Origin of the sequence: Salipiger sp. PrR003 (genome assembly GCF_010500785.1) — a bacterium.
GTDB lineage: Bacteria > Pseudomonadota > Alphaproteobacteria > Rhodobacterales > Rhodobacteraceae > Salipiger > Salipiger pacificus_A.
Map to the genome: position 1 here is coordinate 207,835 of NZ_JAAGOV010000087.1, position 20,512 is coordinate 228,346.

At 66.9% G+C, this 20,512-nt stretch carries 16 protein-coding genes and 1 tRNA gene; 10 read left to right on the forward strand and 7 right to left on the reverse strand.

Annotation, left to right across the window (positions count from 1 at the left end):
- Window positions 1–133 precede the first annotated feature (133 nt).
- Window positions 134–2,191, forward strand: a complete 2,058-nt coding sequence (recQ, locus tag G0D83_RS27610) for a DNA helicase RecQ (RefSeq protein ID WP_164197708.1) — start codon at window positions 134–136, stop codon at window positions 2,189–2,191.
- A 42-nt stretch (window positions 2,192–2,233) separates the two neighbouring features.
- On the forward strand, window positions 2,234–3,010 hold the full coding sequence (gene yaaA, locus G0D83_RS27615) for a peroxide stress protein YaaA (RefSeq protein WP_164197709.1): 777 nt from the start codon (window positions 2,234–2,236) through the stop codon (window positions 3,008–3,010).
- On the opposite strand, the gene G0D83_RS27620 is transcribed toward yaaA, so the two are convergent.
- On the reverse strand, window positions 2,992–5,169 hold the full coding sequence (locus tag G0D83_RS27620) for a PAS-domain containing protein (RefSeq protein WP_164197710.1): 2,178 nt from the start codon (window positions 5,167–5,169) through the stop codon (window positions 2,992–2,994). The genes yaaA and G0D83_RS27620 overlap by 19 nt on opposite strands.
- 236 nt (window positions 5,170–5,405) lie before the next feature.
- Here G0D83_RS27620 and G0D83_RS27625 point away from each other — a divergent pair, with 236 nt between their 5' ends.
- Window positions 5,406–5,960, forward strand: coding sequence for a putative glycolipid-binding domain-containing protein (locus tag G0D83_RS27625; RefSeq protein ID WP_164197711.1), 555 nt, complete (start codon window positions 5,406–5,408; stop codon window positions 5,958–5,960).
- Between the two features lie 102 nt (window positions 5,961–6,062).
- Here the strand turns inward: G0D83_RS27625 and G0D83_RS27630 are convergent, their stop codons facing one another.
- Both G0D83_RS27630 and G0D83_RS27635 read right to left on the reverse strand, forming a co-directional pair.
- The gene (locus G0D83_RS27630) at window positions 6,063–7,253 is read right to left on the reverse strand and encodes an acetyl-CoA C-acyltransferase family protein (RefSeq protein ID WP_164197712.1); all 1,191 of its coding nucleotides are present in this window, start codon (window positions 7,251–7,253) and stop codon (window positions 6,063–6,065) included.
- A gap of 64 nt (window positions 7,254–7,317) precedes the next feature.
- On the reverse strand, window positions 7,318–8,700 hold the full coding sequence (locus G0D83_RS27635) for a mechanosensitive ion channel family protein (RefSeq protein ID WP_164197713.1): 1,383 nt from the start codon (window positions 8,698–8,700) through the stop codon (window positions 7,318–7,320).
- A gap of 514 nt (window positions 8,701–9,214) precedes the next feature.
- On the opposite strand from G0D83_RS27635, the gene leuC reads away from it, so the two are divergent.
- Together leuC and leuD are read left to right on the forward strand one after the other, a co-directional pair.
- Window positions 9,215–10,636, forward strand: coding sequence for a 3-isopropylmalate dehydratase large subunit (leuC, locus tag G0D83_RS27640; protein ID WP_164197714.1), 1,422 nt, complete (start codon window positions 9,215–9,217; stop codon window positions 10,634–10,636).
- A 138-nt stretch (window positions 10,637–10,774) separates the two neighbouring features.
- The gene (gene leuD / locus G0D83_RS27645; protein ID WP_108964282.1) at window positions 10,775–11,380 is read left to right on the forward strand and encodes a 3-isopropylmalate dehydratase small subunit; all 606 of its coding nucleotides are present in this window, start codon (window positions 10,775–10,777) and stop codon (window positions 11,378–11,380) included.
- 100 nt (window positions 11,381–11,480) lie between these two features.
- On the opposite strand, the gene G0D83_RS27650 is transcribed toward leuD, so the two are convergent.
- Window positions 11,481–12,146, reverse strand: coding sequence for a 3-oxoacid CoA-transferase subunit B (locus G0D83_RS27650; RefSeq protein WP_108967460.1), 666 nt, complete (start codon window positions 12,144–12,146; stop codon window positions 11,481–11,483).
- Window positions 12,147–12,157: 11 nt separating this feature from the next.
- Window positions 12,158–12,811: a CoA transferase subunit A gene (locus tag G0D83_RS27655; protein WP_108964281.1), complete on the reverse strand. Its 654-nt coding sequence runs from the start codon at window positions 12,809–12,811 to the stop codon at window positions 12,158–12,160.
- A 523-nt stretch (window positions 12,812–13,334) separates the two neighbouring features.
- Here G0D83_RS27655 and G0D83_RS27660 point away from each other — a divergent pair.
- The 5 genes from G0D83_RS27660 to G0D83_RS27680 all read left to right on the forward strand — a co-directional run bounded on the left by G0D83_RS27660 (window position 13,335) and on the right by G0D83_RS27680 (window position 17,576).
- Window positions 13,335–14,171 (forward strand): hypothetical protein, encoded by an 837-nt coding sequence (locus tag G0D83_RS27660; RefSeq protein WP_108964280.1) that lies wholly within the window; start codon window positions 13,335–13,337, stop codon window positions 14,169–14,171.
- Window positions 14,172–14,335: 164 nt separating this feature from the next.
- Window positions 14,336–15,166 carry an endonuclease/exonuclease/phosphatase family protein gene (locus G0D83_RS27665; protein ID WP_203595130.1) on the forward strand — a complete coding sequence of 277 codons (831 nt, stop codon included), beginning with the start codon at window positions 14,336–14,338 and terminating at the stop codon, window positions 15,164–15,166.
- Between the two features lie 82 nt (window positions 15,167–15,248).
- Window positions 15,249–16,355, forward strand: coding sequence for a 3-isopropylmalate dehydrogenase (gene leuB / locus G0D83_RS27670; protein ID WP_164197716.1), 1,107 nt, complete (start codon window positions 15,249–15,251; stop codon window positions 16,353–16,355).
- A 134-nt stretch (window positions 16,356–16,489) separates the two neighbouring features.
- On the forward strand, window positions 16,490–17,479 hold the full coding sequence (locus G0D83_RS27675) for a DMT family transporter (RefSeq protein ID WP_164197717.1): 990 nt from the start codon (window positions 16,490–16,492) through the stop codon (window positions 17,477–17,479).
- A 20-nt stretch (window positions 17,480–17,499) separates the two neighbouring features.
- Window positions 17,500–17,576 (forward strand) — tRNA-Pro (locus tag G0D83_RS27680).
- A gap of 195 nt (window positions 17,577–17,771) precedes the next feature.
- On the opposite strand, the gene G0D83_RS27685 is transcribed toward G0D83_RS27680, so the two are convergent.
- Together G0D83_RS27685 and G0D83_RS27690 are read right to left on the reverse strand one after the other, a co-directional pair.
- Entirely contained in the window at window positions 17,772–19,577 is a 1,806-nt protein-coding gene (locus G0D83_RS27685) for a dipeptide ABC transporter ATP-binding protein (RefSeq protein ID WP_164197718.1), read from the reverse strand.
- A gap of 1 nt (window position 19,578) precedes the next feature.
- Window positions 19,579–20,508 carry an ABC transporter permease subunit gene (locus G0D83_RS27690; RefSeq protein WP_164197719.1) on the reverse strand — a complete coding sequence of 310 codons (930 nt, stop codon included), beginning with the start codon at window positions 20,506–20,508 and terminating at the stop codon, window positions 19,579–19,581.
- Window positions 20,509–20,512 lie beyond the last annotated feature (4 nt).

Consider the following 20,512-nt stretch of genomic DNA (forward strand, 5'->3'; position numbering starts at 1 on the left):
CTCTTTCCAAATACGCAAACCCGCCGCCCATCACAGCGAACCACGCTGCGGATGGGGCGCAGGGCCTTGTTCACCGAATCTTAGTGTGAGAGTCTGCGTTGTAGAGCAGTCACACATAATCAGGCCCCAGCCCATGCCACGCGACACCGCGCCCGCCGAGGCGCTGCTGAAGGATATTTTCGGCTATGACGCCTTCCGCCCGGGACAGGGCGAGATCGTCGGGGCCGTGGCGGCGGGGCACAACGTTTTGGCCATCATGCCCACCGGGGGCGGCAAATCGCTCTGCTACCAGTTGCCGGCGCTGCTGCGCGGCGGGCTGACGGTGGTGATCTCGCCGCTGATCGCTCTGATGCGCGACCAGGTGCGCGGGCTGCGCGAGGCCGGGGTGGCCGCCGGGGCACTGACCTCCGGCAACACCCAGGACGAGACCGACGCCGTCTGGCAGGGGCTCGAGGACGGCTCGCTGCGGCTGCTGTACCTCGCGCCGGAACGGCTCGCCTCCACCGGCACGCAGCGTATGCTGGCGCAGGCGGGCGTCGGGCTCATCGCGGTCGATGAGGCGCATTGTGTCAGCCAATGGGGGCATGACTTCCGCCCCGACTATCTGCGTATCGGCGAGCTGCGCCGGGCACTGAACGTGCCCATCGCCGCCTTCACCGCCACCGCCGACCAGGAGACCCAGGCCGAGATCGTCACGCGCCTGTTCGATGGCCAGCAGCCCGAGACCTTTCTGCGCGGCTTCGACCGGCCCAACATCCACCTCGCCTTTGCCCCCAAGGACAGCCCGCGCGCGCAGATCCTGCGCTTTGCCGCCGCCCGCCGGGGCCGCTCGGGCATCGTCTACTGTGGCACCCGCGCCAAGACCGAAGCGCTGTCGAAAGCGCTTGGTGACGAGGGGCACCCGACCTGCTTCTACCATGGCGGCATGGAGGCCGAGGCCCGCCGCGCCGTCGAGGAGCGCTTCGCCACCGAGGACGGGCTGATCGTCTGCGCCACGGTCGCCTTCGGCATGGGGGTCGACAAGCCTGACATCCGCTGGGTTGCCCACGCCGACCTGCCGAAAAGCATCGAGGCCTATTACCAGGAGATCGGCCGCGCCGGGCGCGACGGCGCGCCTGCCGAGACGCTCACCCTTTACGGCGCCGACGATATCCGCCTGCGCCGCGCCCAGATCGACGAGGGCATGGCGCCGCCCGAGCGCCGGACGGCCGACCACGGAAGGCTCAACGCGCTGCTGGGGCTGGCCGAGGCGCTGGGATGCCGCCGCCAGGCCCTTCTGCGCTACTTCGGAGAAGAGTCCGCGCCCTGCGGCAACTGCGATCTCTGCGACAGCCCACCCGAGGTCTTCGACGGAACCGAGGCGGTGCGCAAGGCGCTTTCCGCCGCGCTGCGCACCGGCGAGAATTTCGGCGCGGGCCACCTGATCGACATCCTTCTGGGCAATGAGACCGACAAGGTGCGCCAGCGCGGCCACGATGGCTTGCCGACTTTCGGAGTGGGCAAGGACCTCAAGAAGGGGCAATGGCAGGCCGTCTTTCGGCAGATGATGGGGCGCGATCTGGTGCGCCCCGACCCCGAGCGCCACGGCGCACTGGTGATGACCGAGGCCGCCCGCCCGATCCTGCGCGGCGAAGAGAGTATCGAGCTGCGCCGCGACGTGATCGACAAGGCCGCCGAGCGCCGCCCGCAGGTCAAGACGCTGGTGTCGGAGGAAGACGCGCCGCTGATGTCGGCGCTGAAAGCCAAGCGCCGCGCGCTGGCCGAGGCGGCCTCGCTGCCGGCCTACATGATCTTCCCCGACCGCACGCTGATCGAGATGGCCGAGCGGCGCCCCGAAACGCTCGACCAGATGGGCGCGATCAGCGGTGTCGGCGCCAAGAAGCTGGAGCGCTACGGCGCCGAGTTCCTCTCGGTGATCACCGGCGGCGCGCCGGAGGAAACCCACCCGCTGCGCATGCGCGCCGCGGCGCGCGGCGCCGGCGATCTCTACGACCGGCTGATGAGCGCCCAGGCCGAGCTGGTGCGCGGGATAGACGGCACCGAAAAACCTCTCTCCTGCTCCGCCTCGCTGCTCGCCAAGATCGCCGGGCTGCGTGATCCCGCGCCCGAGGATCTGGAGCGGATCCTCGGCGACCGGCGGTTCGAGCGTTTCGGTCCGGCCTTTATGGACCTTCTCGCCGAAGCTGGTTAGACCCATTCCAAGTTCTGGATCTGTTCAAGGAGTGACCGCGCAATGCTCGTGGTGATTTCGCCCGCGAAGAAGCTGGATTGGGCCCCCCGTGAGACCGAGATGACGGAGCCCGATTTCGGAGAGGACGCGCTGCGCCTGGTGGAGACCGCCCGGGGCCTGACGCATGGTGAGCTGAAGAAACTGATGCACCTGTCCGACAAGCTCGCCGAGCTCAACCATGAGCGCTTCCGCGACTATGCCGAAGAGCCCGAGATCGAGGCGCTGCGCCCCGCCGCGCTGGCCTTTGCCGGCGACACCTACCAAGGGCTCGACGCCAGCTCGCTCGATCCCGAAGAGATGGATTACGCGCAGGACCACTTGCGGATCCTGTCGGGCCTCTACGGCGTGCTGCGTCCGCGCGACGCGATCCAGCCTTACCGGCTGGAGATGGGCTCGCGGCTGAAAACCAGCCGCGGCAAATCGCTCTACGATTACTGGGGAGACCAGCTGTCGAAAGCGCTGAACGCGCAGGGCGAGAGCACCGGCGCCGAGGTTCTGGTGAACTGCGCCAGCCAGGAGTATTTCGGCGCGGTCGATCCCAAGGCGCTGAAACTGCGGGTCATCACGCCGCAGTTCCTCGAGGACAAGGACGGCGCCCCCAAGGTGGTGAGCTTCTACGCCAAGCGCGCCCGCGGCGCGATGGCGCGCTACATCGTCACCCGCCGGATCACCGACCCCGAGGGGCTGCGCGATTTCGACCTCGGCGGCTATGCCTATGACGAGGACCGCTCGACCGAGGACCAACCGGTGTTCATCCGCCCCTATTCCAACGCCGCCTGATCCGCCGGCAGCTCTGGATCTGCGTCCGGTGCGGCCCGCGAGGTCGCACTCGACGCCCCCCAACGCGCGATCAGCCGGGCCAGCTCGGCCTTGCGCAACGGCTTGGTGAGATAGTCGTCGAGCCCCGCCGCGAGCAGCGCCTCGCGATCGCCGCTCATCGCATGGGCGGTGACCGCGATGATCGGCACCCGGGGCCCGTCTCCCTCCAGCGCGCGGATGCGCTGCGTCGCCTCCTTGCCGTCCATCCCGGGCATCGAGATGTCCATGAACACCAGGTCCGGTCGCCGCCACTCAAAGGCGCTCACGGCCTCGGCGCCATCGCAAGCGAAGCGCAGCGCGAGATCACACCCCAGCGCCTCGGCCATCTTGCGAAAGACAAGCTGGTTGGTGCGGTTGTCCTCGGCCAAGAGCACGTCGAGCCCCGGCGGGGCGGTCGGAGACACCGCGGTCTCCGGCACCTCGGGCTCTGCCGCGCCCCCGGCGACCGGCAGTGGCAGATTCAGCCCGAAGACCGCCCCGGTGCCCGGTTCCGAGGAGACCTGCAGCGCACCGCCCATCATCCCCACAAGCCGCCGGGTGATGGCGAGCCCGAGCCCGGTGCCTTCGAAACTGCGGTTGCGCGCATCCTCAACCTGGTTGAACTCGCCGAAGATGTGCTCGAGCTTGTCCGGGGCGATGCCGATGCCTGTGTCCTCGACACGAATGTCGAGCTGCGCAACGCCCCCCTCGAGCGTCCCCGAGACTAAGATCGCCACATGCCCCTCGGCGGTGAACTTCACAGCATTGCCGACGAGATTGGTAAGGATCTGCCGGATCCGCCCGGCATCGCCGATGAAACTCCGCGGCAGCTCCCGCGGATAGTCCACCCGCAGAGCGACGCCCTTCTCCTGCGCGGCGGGCATCAGCAACCGCGCCACTTCGTCGATGGCGTGGCCAAGGTCGAAGGGCTCGGCGGCAATCACCATGCGCTCGGCCTCGATCTTGGAATAGTCGAGGATGTCGTTGATGATCAGCAAGAGCGCCTCCCCCGAGCTGCGGATGGTCTCGGCATAGAGCCGCTGCTCGGCGTCGAGCGTGCCTTCCATCAGCAGCTCGGCCATGCCGACGACGCCGTTCATCGGCGTGCGGATCTCGTGGCTCATGTTGGCGAGGAAGGTGGATTTCGCGTGACTGGCGATCTCGGCCCGGCGCCGCGCCTCCTCGAGTTCCTGCTGGATGCGCTTGGCCTCGGTGATATCGATGCGCAGTCCGACCCGCCCGCCGTCCGACAGCGGCCGCTCATAGACCCGCAGCCAGCGGCCGTCCCCGAGCTGCTGCTCGAGCTCGCGCCCGGTGCTGCGATGCGCCGCGATCCGTTCGGCCAGCCACTCCTCCTCGCGGCCCGCCGCCTCGCGGTACTGGCCGTGCTCGAGCCCGTAGCGCAGGATGTCCTCGAAGCTTGCGCCGGGGTGGATTGCCGGGGCGCTCAGCCGGTAGATGGCGCGGTAGGTCTCGTTGCACATCAGCAGACGGTCGTCGGCGTCGTAGATGACGAAGCCGTCCGGCAGCTCCTCGAGCGCCGACCACATGCGCATCAGCTCGGTGATGTCGAAGCTGAGCGTCACCACCCCGCCGTCGGGCAGGTGCCGGTCCTGCAGCTGCAGGAACTGACCGGTATAGATGCGGATGGTTTCGGTGGGGATCGGGTCCGCGTCCCAGCGGGCGGCCATGCGGGCGCGCCAGTCGTCGCCATGCTCGCCCTGCAGATCGACGATCCCCTCCTCGACCATCATGTCGAGCACATGCGCATAGCCCGCGCCGGGGCGGATCGTGTCGAGCCCGTCGAAGAGCGCCAGCCAGGCGGGGTTCGCAATCTCCATCCGCCGCTCGGCGTTGAAGCTGGCCAGCCCGTCGCGCATGCAGGCCAGCGCGGTCCAAAGCTGGCCCTCGACCATCTCGATCTTCTGGTGCGCCGCGCCGAGCTGGGTCTTCACCCGCAGGTTCTCATCGCGCACGGTGGCGACCTCGGCCCGGGTCTCGGTGATCTCGTGGCTGAGCTGGCGCGCGTGGGAGTTCAGCTTGCGGTTGGCGGCAAAAAGTTCCGCCTGCTTCAGCTCCAGCAGCCGTTCCGCCGCCAGCCGCGCGCGCCGTTCCTCGGCCAGCCGTGCCGCGACATCCATGCTCCAGGCCCCATGCTCCAAGCCCTCTGCGCCCCGGACAGAATGGCCGCGGCAAGGTGAAGATCGTCTTAAGAAAAACGATGCAAAACGCCCGCTTGCCTTTACGTATGGGCAGGGGCACCATGGTAAAGCCGACTTTGAGAGGAGTTGGACATGCCCCATTTCATCCAGGGTGCCCTCGGTCGCCCCAACGCCCGTCGCGCAACCAGCCCCGCCACCTGCCTCGGTGCAGCCGCATGAGCGAGACGCTGGCCACCATCCACTGGCGCGCCCTCGATCGCGACGGCGAGGACAAATGCCGCCTCGCCCGGCACGAAGATGGCTACATGCTGGTCGGCCACGCACGCTTCCGCGATGGCACCGGCTGGGCCGCGCTCGACTATGTGGTGCGCTGCGGGCCAGACTGGCTGACGCGCAGCGCCGATGTCACCGGGAGCGTCGGCGGCCAGGAGGTGCGCACGCAGCTCACCCGGCAGAACGGCGCCTGGCTGCTAAATGGCGACGTGCAGCCGGAGCTCGCCAAGTGCACGGACGTGGATTTCGCTTTCACACCGGCGACCAACCTGATGCCGCTGCGCCGGCTGCCCGAAGTCGGACGGCTGAGCGTGTGCGCCGCCTGGATGCGCCTGCCCGGCCCGAGGCTCGACCCCCTCGACCAGAGCTACATTCGCGAACGCGGCGGGCTGGTCGGCTACGAGTCCCGGCAGACCGGACACAGCACGCAGATCACCGTCGATCCGCAGGGCTTTCCGACGCTCTATCCGGGCCTGTGGCAACGCGTCGATCTTTGAGCGCCACCCCTCTTTCTTCCAGATCCTATATCATCCAGGTCCAAATATCCCGGGGGTCCGCGTAGCGGACGGGGGTCAGCGCCCCCTTTGCCCCCCGGTGTCTCAGACCCGCTCGATCGCCAGCGCGATGCCCTGCCCGCCGCCGATGCACATGGTGACAAGCGCCTTGCGGCCGCCGATGCGCTCGAGCTCGTAAAGCGCCTTGACCGTGAGGATCGCGCCGGTGGCGCCGATCGGATGGCCGAGCGCGATGGCGCCGCCATTGGGGTTCACCTTCGCCGGGTCGAGCCCCAGCCCCTTGTTCACCGCCAGCGCCTGCGCGGCAAAGGCCTCGTTGCTCTCGATCACGTCGAAGTCCGAGAGCGAAAGACCGGTGCGCGCCAGCAGGTTTTCCACCGCCGGGACCGGGCCGATCCCCATGACCTCGGGGCGCACCCCGGCGTGGGCATAGCCCAGCACCCGCGCCTTGGGCGTCAGCCCTGCCGTCGCGGCGGCCCCGCCGCGCGCCAGCACCAGCGCCGCCGCGCCATCGTTCAGCCCCGAGGCATTGCCCGCGGTGACCGAGCCCTCGCGGTCGAAGGCCGGGCGCAGGCCCGAGAGCTTCTCCAACGAGGTCGCCTTGGGGTGCTCATCGGTGTCGAAGATCACGGTCTCGCGGCGCGAGGCGATCTCCACAGGCACGATCTGTTCCTTGAAGTGGCCCGCCTCGATGGCCTTGGCCGCCCGCTGCTGGCTCTCCAGCGCAAAGGCGTCCTGCGCCTCGCGCGAGATGTCGTTCTCCTTGGCCACGTTCTCGGCGGTGATACCCATATGGCCGGTGCCGAAGGGGCAGTTGAGCGCGCCGAGCATCATGTCGACTGTGCGGATGTCGCCCATCTTCTGGCCCCAGCGCTGGTCGGGGATGATATAGGGTGCGCGGCTCATGCTCTCGGCGCCGCCGACCAGCGCGAACTCCGCGTCACCCAGCATCAGCGCCTGCACGCCCGAGACAACGGCCTGCGCGCCCGAGCCGCAGAGCCGGTTGACGTTCATCGCCGGCGTGGTGTCGGGAATGCCCGCCTGCATCGCCGCGACCCGCGACAGGTACATGTCGCGTGGTTCGGTGTTGAGCACATGGCCGAAGACCACATGGCCGATCTGGCCGCCCTCGACGCCAGCCCGCTCCAGCGCCGCCTTGGCCGCCGTGGTGCCAAGCTCGATCGGCGGCACGGATTTCAGCGCTCCGCCGAAAGTGCCGATGGCGGTGCGCGCCGCGCCGAGGATGACAATGTCGTCAGAAAATTCGAAGGACATGACGGCTCTCCCTTTCCGCTGCGTCTGCAAGTCGCGCGGACCATGCCGCAGCGCGGCAGGGCTGTCAGCCGGGACGTTCCGTCACCTCGTCATCGGGTGCCTCCGCACGCGCGGGCGCCGGGTCCGCGCCCAGCATCCGCACCTCGCGCTGCGGGAAGGGAATCGAGATGCCGTTCTGCTTGAACGCATCCCAGAGTGCCAGGAACACGTTGCCCCGGATGTTGGTCAGCCCCTGCGACGGATCGATGATCCAAAACCGCAGGATGTAATCGACCGAACTGTCACCGAAGCCGATGATGTGGCACACCGGCGGTCGGCTGGTCAGCACCCGGTCCACGCTTTCCGTCGCCTCGATCGCGACCTTGCGCACCAGGTGCGGATCGTCGCCGTAGGCGGTGCCGAAATGGATGTCCACGCGCACCAACTCGTTTGAATGCGACCAGTTGACCACCTGCCCGGTGATCATGTCCTCGTTGGGGATGAGGTATTCCTTACCGTCGCGCGTTGTGATCGACACGTAGCGCGCGCCCAGCGCATTGATCCAGCCAAAGGTCTCGCCGATCGAGATCACGTCGCCCGGCTTGATCGACTTGTCGAGCAGGATGATGATCCCCGACACGAGGTTCGAGACCACCTTCTGCAAGCCGAACCCAAGGCCGACACCGATGGCCCCCGAGAGCACCGCCAGCCCGGTCAAGTCGACCCCGGCCAGCTTCAGCGCAAAGAAGAAGGCCGCCCCGTAAAGCGCCACCTGCAGGAATTTCACCGCCAGCACCTGCATCGAGGGGCTGATCCCCTCGTTGCGCCGGATGCTCGCCGCCCCCGCCGTGGTCAGGAAGCGCGCCAGCGAAACCAGCGCGACGAGGATCACCACCGCCTGCAGGATCAGCCAAAGCGAGAGCTTGGAGTCCCCGAAGCTGATCGCCGCGCTCTCCAGCAGCGCCTGCGCCTCGTCGGTCAACCCGAGGATCCAGATCGTCACGTAGCCCCAGGCGCCGTAGCGGATCAGCGAGCGCAGCGCCGGGTTGCCGATGAGGCGCGTGATCAGCGCGATCACGAGCCAGGCGCTGGACAGCTGGGCAATGATTTCCAGAAGATAGGTGCGCGAGGGCCAGGTGATCTGCTGCATCACGCTGATCACGAGCCAAAGGAGCGCGACGAAGATGATCATCCGCAGCCGCCGGTGCAGAACGACCAGCAGCCGGATGCGCCATTTCGGCCAGCCCTCGCGGGCCCGCATCCACTCGTAGATCCTGGGTCCAATCAGCGCCCGCAACAGATGCGCCAGCAGGAAAAGCCCCAGCGCAATCCCGACCTGGTAGAACATCCAGGGCCGCAGCACGATTGCGAGGAAGGTGTCGATCTGCCCCAGCAGCGTCAGCCCGGTCTGCTGAAGCGCCTCGAAGGGCGTCAGATCGGTTTGCGGCAGGTCTGTTTCCGGGTTCATGCGCTCGCGGGTCTCCTCACCCGGGCAGGGTGGCACCACGATCGTTTAGGCTCAAGGGCCTGACGGCCCTTGGCCAAGAGCACCTGCGCTGCACCCGCTGCCCGTCTCAGCGCTTCGGCAGATGCAGGGTGATCTCCTGCGACTCCGCCTGCGGCAGGCTCCAAAGCAGCCCCCACAGAAGCGTGGCAATCAGGATCAGGTGCATGGCATTCATCAAGGACATCGTCTCTCCTCCAATGCGGTAACAAAACTACGCGCCGCCGCCGCGAAAGTTCCAATCGTTGCAGCCACGCGCGCGACGGGTTGATCGGCGCGCGGCAAAGGAGTATTCCGGCCGCATGACTCGGCTTCTTGACCTCGGCGACCGCGTGCGACTGCGCGAACGGTTCCACGGCGCAACCTTCACGGTTCTGGCGCGCCTATAAGGCTGTCTTAAGCCCGCCCCGGCGCGGGGGCTTCCGACCTGCGCCAAGCCCAAGCCAAATTCCAAGACATATACCCCGAGAGGACCCCCATGTCCGGCAAGACGCTCTACGACAAGATCTGGGATGCCCACGTCGTCCAGCAGGACGCAGATGGCACCTGCCTGCTCTACATCGACCGCCACCTCGTGCACGAGGTCACCTCGCCCCAGGCCTTCGAGGGCCTGCGCATGTCCGGCCGCAAGGTTCGCGCCCCCGAGCGCACCATCGCCGTGCCCGACCACAACGTGCCGACGACGCTCGATCGTGAAAGCGGCATCGAGAACGAGGAGAGCCGCATCCAGGTCGAGGCGCTCGACAAGAATGCCCGCGACTTCGGCGTGAACTACTACCCGGTCAGCGACGTCCGCCAAGGCATCGTGCACATCGTCGGCCCCGAGCAGGGCTGGACGCTTCCGGGCATGACCGTGGTCTGCGGCGATTCGCACACCGCCACCCACGGTGCCTTCGGCGCGCTGGCGCATGGTATCGGCACCTCCGAGGTCGAGCACGTGCTCGCCACCCAGACGCTGATCCAGTCCAAATCGAAGAACATGAAGGTCGAGATCACCGGCCAGCTCCGCCCGGGCGTCACCGCCAAGGACATCACGCTTTCGGTCATCGGCCACACCGGCACCGGCGGCGGCACCGGCTACGTCATCGAGTATTGCGGCGAGGCGATCCGGTCGCTCTCGATGGAAGGCCGGATGACCGTGTGCAACATGGCCATCGAGGGCGGCGCCCGCGCCGGTCTGATCGCGCCCGACGAGACCACCTTCGAATATGTGAAGGGCCGCCCGCACGCGCCGAAGGGCGCGCAGTTCGAGGCCGCGCTGACCTGGTGGAAGACGCTCTACTCCGATGACGACGCGCATTGGGACAAGGTGGTGACCATCAAGGGCGAAGACATCGCCCCCGTCGTCACCTGGGGCACCTCGCCCGAGGACGTGCTGGCGATCACCGACGTGGTGCCCGCCCCCGAGAGCTTCAGCGGCGGCAAGGTCGAGGCGGCCAAGCGTGCGCTCAGCTACATGGGTCTCGAGGCCGGGCAGAAGCTGACCGACATCAAGATCGACACGGTCTTCATCGGCTCCTGCACCAATGGCCGGATCGAGGACCTGCGCGCCGCGGCCGAGATCCTCAAGGGCAAGAAGGTCAAGGACGGCATGCGCGCCATGGTTGTGCCGGGGTCGGGCCTCGTCCGCGCCCAGGCCGAGGAAGAGGGCCTTGCGCAGATCTTCATCGACGCGGGCTTCGAGTGGCGGCTTGCCGGCTGCTCCATGTGCCTTGCGATGAACCCCGACCAGCTCGCCCCGGGCGAGCGCTGCGCGGCCACCTCGAACCGCAACTTCGAGGGCCGTCAGGGCAAGGGCGGGCGCACCCACCTGATGTCCCCGGCCATGGCGGCGGCGGCGGCAATCACCGGCCACCTCACCGATGTGCGCGACCTCATGGCCGCACCGGCCGAGGCGTAAGCGATCCCGGGGTCCCCTCGGGGACCCCTTCCCCAATTCCGGCGGATCCGGCCGGGCCAGATGCACAAGCGCACGGACCGTGCATCAGCTGTGCATCCCATGTGCCCCGGACCCCGCCCCATCCCCAAGGAGGGACAGATGGAAAAATTCGAGAAGCTGACCGGGATCGCGGCGCCCATGCCGCTGGTGAACATCGACACCGACATGATCATCCCCAAGCAGTTCCTGAAGACGATCAAGCGCTCCGGCCTCGGCGTGCACGCCTTCGACGAGATGCGCTACCTCGACGATGGCTCGGAGAACCCCGAGTTCGTGCTGAACAAGCCGCAGTATCGCGACGCGCAGGTGATTGTCGCCGGTGACAACTTCGGCTGCGGCTCCTCGCGCGAACACGCGCCTTGGGCGCTGGCCGACTTCGGCATCAAGGTGGTGATCTCCACCTCCTTCGCCGACATCTTCTACAACAACTGCTTCAAGAACGGCATGCTGCCCATCGTCATGCCGCAAGAGGCGGTCGACGTGCTGATGAAAGACGCCGAGAAGGGCGCCAACGCCCGCATGACCGTGGATCTGGAAAACCAGGTGGTGACCACCTCCGACGGCGAGGCGTTCGCCTTCGAGGTCGACCCCTTCCGCAAGCACTGCCTGCTCGAGGGACTCGACGACATCGGCCTGACCATGGAGAAGGCCGGCGCGATCGACAGCTTCGAAGCACAGGCAGCGCAGTCCCGTCCCTGGGTCTGAGGCTCCGGCCCGTGCCGCGATGACGAAGGGCTGTCCCCGCGGGGACAGCCCTTTTTCGTCCGCCCTGCCGCACGGCTGGATAGCGCGCGCCCCTCCCGCGTCAGCACGACCGCGACAAATCCATCTCTGGCACCGCGCCCGAGACGATGAGATGCGCCGCAGTCGCCGCACGCACCTCGGCCAAGGTCACCCCGGGCGCGGTTTCGATGAGATGCAGCCCGTCCTCCTCGGGGCGGATCACGGCCAATTCGGTGACGATGAGATCGACCCGCCGCTCGGCGGTCAGCGGCAGCGAGCATTCCGGCACGATCTTCGGTGTGCCGTCCTTGGCGCTGTGGATCATCGCCACGATCACCCGTTTCGCCCCTGTCACCAGATCCATCGCCCCGCCCATCCCCGGCACGTAGACCCCCGGGATCATCCAGTTGGCGAGGTAGCCGCGCTCGTCGACCTGAAGCCCGCCCAACACCGTCAAATCGAGATGCCCGCCGCGGATCAGCCCAAAGGAAAAGGCGCTGTCGATGGTCGAGGCGCCTGGCACCGCCGATACGAAGCTGCCGCCCGCATCGGTGAGGTGGCGGTCCGACATGCCCTCGGGCGGACGCCGCCCCATGCCCACCACGCCGTTCTCGGCCTGGAAGAAGACGCCCATGCCCTCGTCGAGATGGTCGGAGACCAGCGTCGGGATACCGATCCCGAGGTTGACCAGCGTGTGCGGCCTGACCTCGGCGGCGCAGCGGCGGGCGATAAGCTCCTTGGGATCCATCGCTGCGTCGGTCATGCCACCCTCCGGATCACGTGATCGACCAGCGCGCCGGGGGTCTTCACCGCGTCAGGCGGGATCATCCCCACCGGCACGATCTCCTCGGGCTCGGCGATCACCACCTTTGCCGCCAAGGCCATGATCGGATTGAAGTTCGTTGCCGTGAGCATGTAGGTCAGGTTGCCCACGTAATCGCAACTTCGCGCGGCGATCAGTGCGAAGTCGGCGCTGAGCGGCGGCTCGAGCAGGTAGGGTTTGCCCTCGACTTCGATCACCTGCTTGCCCTCGGCGACCCTGGTGCCCAGCCCGGTCGGGGTCAGCACCCCGCCAAGGCCCACGCCTGCGGCGCGGATGCGCTCGACCAGCGTGCCCTGCGGCACCAGTTCGACTTCGAGGGTACCGTCCCGCATCTGCGCCTGCACATCGGGGTTGAGCCCGATGTGGCTGCCGATGAACTTGCGCAGGCAGCGCGCCTTGACCAGAGGGCCGACGCCGCGGTCGGGACGTGCCGCATCGTTGACGATCACGGTGAGGTCCCTGCGCCCCGAGGCCGCAAGCGCCGCGACCGTCCGATCCGGCGTGCCGACCCCCATGAAGCCCGAGAGCATCACGCGCGCGCCGTCGGGGATCAGTGCCACCGCTTCTTCCACTGTCAGTGCCTGATACATTGGCGCTCCCTCCAAGTGTCGCTCTGGCATCGGTCAGACCATGGAAACTCTGCGGTCGGCCTTGCGACAGGTCAAACATCTTGGAATTCATCCTGAAGATGACTATGACGCAGCGCAGCTTGCGCAGGCCGCGCGAGACCCGGCCCAGCTGCCTTCGAGCACACCCGGTGCGGGTCGGTTTCCCTAGTGATTTCCATTTTAAAACAAAAGGAAAGAGACAGGAAACCATCCCGGGGCCCGCCGTGCCTCTCGCCACCGAACCCGGGTGCCCGCACGGCTCGGTCCCCGCATCCGCATTGGGGGTTGATGCAATTTCGCACCTTTTCGACCATGAAACCGCCAGATTTCACGCATCCCCTTCGGGCACACTTGCCGCGCGCTCGGAAAGAAGGCAGAAATTGGGCAATATTGAGGCAATCCGCCGGCGCGGCGGGGTCAGTGAACAACAAGAGCGCAGATCAGCGCTCAACGGACGACAGGGACGCGGGACAGCGTCGGGTCCGGCACGACCGAAAGGGCAGAGATGGTGATCACGCGCTTTGTCAAAGCCGCTGTACGCGCCATCGCAGTGGCCTTGGTCATTGCGATGCCCGCGGTCATGCTGCCCGGCGGCGCGGACATGGCGCAGATCACGGCGCTTCTGGCACTGGTGGGGGCGCTGCTGACCTTTGTCGAGTACGTGGGCGACTACCCCTCGATCATCGAGTTCCGCGACGCCCCTCCGTTCAACCGGCTGCGCTTTCTCGCGCTGCTCGCCACGGTGCTCATGCTCACCCTGATCAGCCGCGGAGAGATCGTGCCGACGCCGCTGACACAGGTGCTCGACGGCGTTGCGACCGCGGCGGGGCACTGGCTCGACTTCCCCTTCTCGCCGGTGCGGCTGATGGTGCTGCTGGCCACAAATGAAATGGGCCCGCAGGACGTCGACCGCATTCGCAGCTACGCCGGCATTGCCTATGCGCTCTCGCTGCTGTGTGTCATCGGCTTCGTGCTGGTGGTGCGGCTGCTGAATTGGCCGATCCGCCACGGCGCCTTTAATTTCTGGGTCAACCTGCCGCTTTTCGATCCGACCGTCGGCAAGGACGTGCTCTACCGGCTCAATCGCGACGGCAACGTTAACGTGGCCTTAGGGGTTCTTCTGCCATTCCTGATCCCGGCAGTGATGAAGCTGGCGTCGCAGACGGTCAATCTGCTGTCGCTGACCGAGCCGCAGACCCTGATCTGGACGATGAGCGCATGGGCCTTCCTTCCGGCAAGCCTGATCATGCGCGGCGTGGCGCTGGCGCGCATCGCTGCCCTGATCGAGGAAAAGCGCCGCCGCGCATACGCGCAGGCGGAGGCCGAGGTGCAGACCACCTGAGTCGGCTGTGGGCGCTTGACGCGTTCCTCCCGCCCCTCCTGCTAACTGTCTGCCTGCTGCTCAGCTCCACGCTGCCGCTCCGGGCCCAAGAGATCACCCTGGCCACATGGCACGCCGACCTCAGCCGCAAGGGTCCCGGCCTGCTGCTGCGCGATCTTGCCGAGATGCGCCCGCCCCTGCCTGCCATGCTGGACGAGATCGCCGCGGCAAAGGCGGATCTTCTGCTGCTCACCGACATGGATTTCGATCTCGGCCTCGCCGCGCTCCGCGACCTGCAGGATCGACTCTCGAAGCTCGGCGCCTCTTACCCGCACGCCTTCGCGCTGACCCCCAATGCCGGCATGGCGAGCGGCGCCGATCTCGACGGCGACGGCCGGCTCGGAGGGCCGCGCGATGCGCAGGGCTACGGCGAATTCTCCGGTCAGCACGGCATGGCGCTTCTGTCGCGCGTGCCGCTCGCGCTGATCGAGGATTTCTCGGCGCTGCTCTGGCGCGACCTTCCGGGCAGCCGGATGCTGGCGACGGACCCTGCGGCGGATGTGCAACGGTTGTCCTCGACCGGCCACTGGGTTCTGCGGCTGGAGAGCGACACCGGACCGCTGCTGCTCTTCTGCTTTGCCGCCACCCCGCCGGTTTTCGACGGGCCCGAAGATCGCAACGGCCGACGCAACGCGGATGAGATCGCCCTCTGGTCGCGCTACATGGACGGCGCCCTCGGGCCTCCGCCCGCCGCGCCTTACCTCTTGATGGGAAACGCCAATCTCGACCCGGCGCAAGGCGAGGGCCTGCATGGAGAGATGCAGCGGCTGCTCGCGGACCCGCGTTTTCAAGACCCTTTACCCGAACGGCCCACTGCGGAATGGCCCAGCACCGGCCCGCTGCGGGTGAGCTACATCCTGCCCTCGGCCGGGCTGAGGGTGACCCGGGCTGAAGCCAAGGAGCCGCTGGAGGGCCAGGCACACCGGCTGGTGACAGTCACGCTTTCGTTTCCTTGAAATTGCCAAACGCCCCTGATTTCTTGACCATTCCGCCCCTCTCCGCTAGGCGATTGCGCAACATTCCGAGGAGAGACTTTCCATGAGCAACCCTTCGCTTCTCATCCTGCCGGGCGACGGCATCGGCCCCGAGGTCATGGCAGAGGTTCGCCGCGTCATCGACTGGTTCGGCGACAAGCGCGGCCTGAACTTCGATGTCAGCGAAGACCTCGTGGGCGGCTGCGCCTATGACGCGCATGGCACGCCGCTGACCGACGAGACCATGGCCAAGGCGCAGGAGGTCGACGCCGTGCTGCTCGGTGCCGTCGGCGGCCCGAAATACGACAAACTCGACTTCTCGGTGAAGCCCGAGCGCGGCCTGCTGCGCCTGCGCAAGGAAATGGACCTCTACGCCAACCTGCGCCCCGCCCAGTGCTTTGACGCGCTGGCCGACTTCTCGTCGCTGAAGAAGGACGTGGTTGCCGGTCTCGACATCATGATCATCCGCGAGCTGACCTCGGGCGTCTACTTTGGCGAGCCCCGCGGCATCATCAAGGAAGGCAACGAGCGCGTCGGCATCAACACCCAGCGCTACACCGAGAGCGAGATCGCCCGCGTGGCCCGCTCGGCCTTCGAGATGGCGCGCAAGCGGGGCAACAAGGTCTGCTCGATGGAGAAGGCCAACGTGATGGAATCGGGCATCCTGTGGCGCGACGTCGTGCAGGAGATCCACGATGCCGAGTACCCGGACGTGGAGCTGACCCACATGTACGCCGACGCCGGCGCCATGCAGCTCACCCGCTGGCCCAAGCAGTTCGACGTGATCGTCACCGACAACCTCTTCGGCGACCTGCTGTCGGACCTCGCGGCGATGCTCACCGGCTCGCTCGGCATGCTGCCCTCGGCCTCGCTGGGGGCGCCGATGGCCAACGGCCGTCCCAAGGCGCTCTACGAGCCGGTGCACGGCTCGGCGCCCGACATCGCCGGCCAGGGCAAGGCGAACCCGATCGCCTGCATTCTCAGCTTCGCCATGGCGCTGCGCTACAGCTTCGACAAGGGCGAAGAGGCGACCCGCCTCGAGCAGGCGATCGAAGCCGTTCTTGCCAAGGGCTACCGCACCGCGGACCTGCTGGGCGAGGAGGGCAAGCAGCCGGTCTCGACCTCGGACATGGGCAGCGCGATCCTTGAGGCGCTCGACGAGAGCCTCTGAGACGCGCGTGCGGTGAAGGATTGAGCGGGGCGGCCATGGGCCGCCCCGTTTTCGCATTCCGCACGGTCCTTCGTTGAATTCCCACCATTTGGCGCTAACCCTTGGTCCCGAGGCGGAACGAACGGACCAGCACCATGGGATCTAACGCAAAAGGCGCGCTCATCGCGCTGATTACCTTTGGCATTTACTCGACTCACGACGTCATCGTGAAATTCCTCGGCGCCGACTACAGCCCGGTGCAGATCGTCTTCTTCTCGGTTCTGCTGAGCTTCCCGCTGGTCAGCCTCATGCTGATCCGCGACACCACCGCCGGCAACCTGCGTCCGATCCACCCGTGGTGGACCGCGCTGCGCACCGTCTCGGCGGTTATCACCGGTCTCTGCGCCTTCTACGCCTTCTCGGTGCTGCCGCTGGCACAGACCTACGCGATCATCTTTGCGCAACCGCTGCTGATCACCGTGCTGGCGATCCCGATCCTTGGCGAACAGGTGCGCCTGCGCCGCTGGATGGCGGTGCTGGTGGGCCTGGCGGGGGTCATCGTCGTCCTGCGACCCGGCGCGACCGAGCTGACACTCGGCCACGCCGCGGCGCTGGTGGCGGCGGTCTTCGGCAGCCTCTCGTCGATCATCGTACGCAAGATTGGCCAGGAGGAGCGTTCGGTCGTTCTGCTGCTCTACCCGATGACCGCGAACTTCATCATCATGGGCTGCGCGCTGCCTTTCGTCTATCACCCCATGCCGATCGAGCACCTTGGCAGCGTGGCACTGATGGCGCTTCTGGCACTGGCCGGAGGCGCGCTGCTGATCACCGCCTACCGTTCCGGCGAGGCGGTGATCGTCGCCCCGATGCAATATTCGCAGCTTCTGTGGGCGACACTCTACGGCGCGATCTTCTTTGACGAGTATCCCGATTCGGTCACCCTACTCGGAGCGGTGCTGATCATCGGCAGCGGCGTCTATATCGTGCTGCGCGAGGGCCGCGCGAAGTCCTCCGAGAACACCCCGGTGCTGCGCACGCGCACTCGGATCGAGTTCGGAACCACGCTGCGGATCGGACCTGTGCTGCGCATGATGAAAAGGCGTGAAAAAGGGGCGAATAGGCCCTTGCCAAAGAGCGGGGCCTAGGGTACTCCGCGCGGCACGGTCGGAGTGTAGCTCAGCCTGGTAGAGCACTGTCTTCGGGAGGCAGGGGCCGGAGGTTCGAATCCTCTCACTCCGACCATTTACGCAAAGGCGCCCCACTGGGCGCCTTTTGTGTGTCCGGGGTCATGGACACGCGCGTGGCCGTATTGCCCCGTTCCCATATTCGCCAAGTGGACCTAGCGACAGGGCTCCGCCGCCTGCTGAAATCACGCTGCGGCCAGCCACAAAAAAGGCGGGCCCGAAGGCCCGCCTGGTCTTTATCGCCGCGCCCCGCTCAGGCCGCGTCGTGGCGCATGATCCGCGCAAGGTCATCGTGCTCGGCCACGTAGTGACCCGGTGCAATCTCGTCGAGCTGCGGCACGTAGTCGACATCCCCCGCCGCCAGCCGCGACGGCAGGAAGCGCAGCGCCGCCTTGGCGTCGAGCGGCGAGGGCAGCTCGCCGGGCAAGCGGATGCGCGTCCGGGCGCGCTCTGCCACCGGATCGGGGATCGGCACCGCCGAGATCAGCGACTGCGTGTAGGGGTGCGCGGGCTTCGAGCATATGGTCTCGGCATCGCCCATCTCGACCACGCGGCCGAGATAGAGCACCATGATGCGGTTCGAGATCTCGCGCACCACCGACAGGTCGTGCGAGATGAACAGCATCGACATGCCGAACTCGGCCTGCAGTTCCTTCAGCAGCTTGACGATCTGCGCCTGGATCGACACGTCGAGCGCCGAGACCGCCTCGTCGCAGATGATGAGCTTCGGCCGGTTGATCATCGCCCGGGCAATGCCCACGCGCTGGTTCTGCCCGCCCGAAAGCTCGTGCGGATACCGGTTGTATTTCTCCGGCTCGAGACCCACGCGGGTCATCATCCTGAGCACTTCCTCGCGCCGCTCGCTCTTGGTCAGCTCGGGGCGGTAGGTCTTCAGCGGCTCGGCGATCGAATCGGCGATGGTCATCCGCGGGTCGAGGCTGGCGAGCGGGTCCTGGAAGACGATCTGAAGATCCTTGCGTTCGGTCTTCAGCGCCTGCTTGTCCATCGCGTGCAGCGGCTTGCCCAGCCAGCTGACGTTGCCGCCGGTGGGATCGACCAGCCGCAGCACGGCGCGGGCCAGCGTGGACTTGCCGCAGCCGGACTCGCCAACGATGCCCAGCGTCTCGCCGGCGCGCAGGCCGAAGCTGACGCCGTTGACCGCCTTCAGCGGCACGGTCTTGCCGAAGAGCCCGCCCTCCACCTTGATCGGGAAGTGAACCTTCATGTCGTCGACGCGCAGGATTTCCTTGCCCTCGACCTTGCCGCCGGCCTCGCCCTTGTCGATGCGCGGCATCGAGTCGAGCAGGCGGCGGGTGTAGTCATGGCGCGGTTGCGAGAAGATCTCGGTGACCTCGCCTTCCTCGACGAACTCTCCGAGTCGCATGACCTTGATGCGGTCGCACATGCGCGCCACCACGCCCATGTCATGGGTGATGAGCGCGATGGCCGTCCCAAGCTCGCGCTTGAGCTGGTCCATGAGGTCGAGCACCTCGGCCTGCACGGTCACGTCAAGCGCCGTGGTAGGCTCGTCGGCGATCAGCAGCTTGGGCTCGCAGAGCATCGCCTGGGCGATCATCACGCGCTGGCGCATGCCGCCCGAGAGCTCGTGCGGATACTGCTTGAGACGACGCTTGGCTTCGGGGATCCGCACGCGCTCGAGCCAGTCTAGGCAGTGCTTCTCGGCGTCGCGGCCCGACAGGCCCCGGTGCACCTTCAGCACCTCGGCCATCTGCTCGCCGACCTTGAGATGCGGGGTCAGGGCGGTAAGCGGGTCTTGGAAGATCATCCCTACCTTGTCGCCGCGCACCTTGTTGAGCTGCGAGACCGGCAGGTTGAGAATCTCGGAGCCCTGCAGGCTCACCGACCCCGTTGCCCGGCCGTTCTTCGGCAGCAGCCCCATGGCGGCCATGAAGCTCTGAGACTTGCCCGAGCCCGACTCGCCGACGATTCCGAGGCATTCGCCCTCGCGGATGTCGAAGGACACGCCCTTCACCGCCTGCACCGGCCCGTCCTGGGTTTCGAAACCGACCTTGAGGTCTTTCACGGAAAGAATGGTCATGTCAGCGATCCTTCGGGTCCAGAGCGTCACGCAGGCCATCGCCGATGAAGAACATCGTGATGATGATGGTGACGTAGAAGAATAGCGGGACGAGCAGCTGCCACAGCGTGCCATAGCCCATGGTGCCAGCCCCCTCGGCGATCAGCCGCCCGAGCGAGGTCATCGGTTCCGAGATGCCGAGGCCGAGGAAGGAGATGAAGCTCTCCGCCAGGATCATCTCGGGCACCAGCAGCGAGGCATAGACGATGACCACGCCGATAAGGTTGGGCAGGATGTGGCGGAAGATGATCTGGCCTTCGCTCACGCCGCCGGCACGCGCCGCCTCGATGAACTCGCGCGTCTTCAGCGCCAGCGTCTGGCCGCGCACGATGCGCGCCATGGTCAGCCAGGAGACCGCGCCGAGCGCGATGAACAGGGTGACGAAGTTGCGCCCGGCCACCACGAGGATAAGGATCAGGATCAGCGTCAGCGGAATCGCCAGCAGGATGTCGACGATGCGCATCATGATGCTGTCGAGCCGGCCCCCGTAGAAGCCCGCGATCACGCCCCAAGCGGTGCCCACGAGCAGCGCCATGGCGGCGCCGATGAGGCCCACCAGCAGCGAGGTCTGGGTCGCCTGGATGGTGCGCGAATAAAGGTCACGCCCCAGTTCGTCGAGCCCGAAGAAATGGCCGGTCTCGACCGAAGGCGCGCCCTGCGCGAGGATATCGCCCATGCGGGCCCAGTCGATTTCCTCGTTGTCCCAGACTGCGAAATGCGGCCCGATGATCACGAAGGCCACGATCAGCGCCAGAACCACGACGCTGGCCATGGCAGCCTTGTTGCGCAGGAAGCGGCCCATGGCATCGCGGAAGAGCGAGCGGCCGCGGACGGCCTTGAAGTCGGTGATGTCGGCGGCCAGAGCCGCCGCCTTTTCGGATTTTCCGAACACGGGG

Bases quoted from the DNA above. Each gene is read 5' to 3' on its own strand.
- leuB (WP_164197716.1), top strand. From the start codon at position 15,249: ATGAGCAACCCTTCGCTTCTCATCCTGCCGGGCGACGGCATCGGCCCC.
- G0D83_RS27665 (WP_203595130.1), top strand. From the start codon at position 14,336: ATGCGCCCGCCCCTGCCTGCCATGCTGGACGAGATCGCCGCGGCAAAG.
- G0D83_RS27635 (WP_164197713.1), bottom strand. From the start codon at position 8,700: ATGAACCCGGAAACAGACCTGCCGCAAACCGATCTGACGCCCTTCGAG.
- G0D83_RS27685 (WP_164197718.1), bottom strand. From the start codon at position 19,577: ATGACCATTCTTTCCGTGAAAGACCTCAAGGTCGGTTTCGAAACCCAG.
- G0D83_RS27625 (WP_164197711.1), top strand. From the start codon at position 5,406: ATGAGCGAGACGCTGGCCACCATCCACTGGCGCGCCCTCGATCGCGAC.
- G0D83_RS27620 (WP_164197710.1), bottom strand. From the start codon at position 5,169: ATGGATGTCGCGGCACGGCTGGCCGAGGAACGGCGCGCGCGGCTGGCG.
- leuC (WP_164197714.1), top strand. From the start codon at position 9,215: ATGTCCGGCAAGACGCTCTACGACAAGATCTGGGATGCCCACGTCGTC.
- G0D83_RS27655 (WP_108964281.1), bottom strand. From the start codon at position 12,811: ATGTATCAGGCACTGACAGTGGAAGAAGCGGTGGCACTGATCCCCGAC.
- yaaA (WP_164197709.1), top strand. From the start codon at position 2,234: ATGCTCGTGGTGATTTCGCCCGCGAAGAAGCTGGATTGGGCCCCCCGT.
- G0D83_RS27675 (WP_164197717.1), top strand. From the start codon at position 16,490: ATGGGATCTAACGCAAAAGGCGCGCTCATCGCGCTGATTACCTTTGGC.
- G0D83_RS27660 (WP_108964280.1), top strand. From the start codon at position 13,335: ATGGTGATCACGCGCTTTGTCAAAGCCGCTGTACGCGCCATCGCAGTG.
- leuD (WP_108964282.1), top strand. From the start codon at position 10,775: ATGGAAAAATTCGAGAAGCTGACCGGGATCGCGGCGCCCATGCCGCTG.
- G0D83_RS27630 (WP_164197712.1), bottom strand. From the start codon at position 7,253: ATGTCCTTCGAATTTTCTGACGACATTGTCATCCTCGGCGCGGCGCGC.
- recQ (WP_164197708.1), top strand. From the start codon at position 134: ATGCCACGCGACACCGCGCCCGCCGAGGCGCTGCTGAAGGATATTTTC.
- G0D83_RS27650 (WP_108967460.1), bottom strand. From the start codon at position 12,146: ATGGATCCCAAGGAGCTTATCGCCCGCCGCTGCGCCGCCGAGGTCAGG.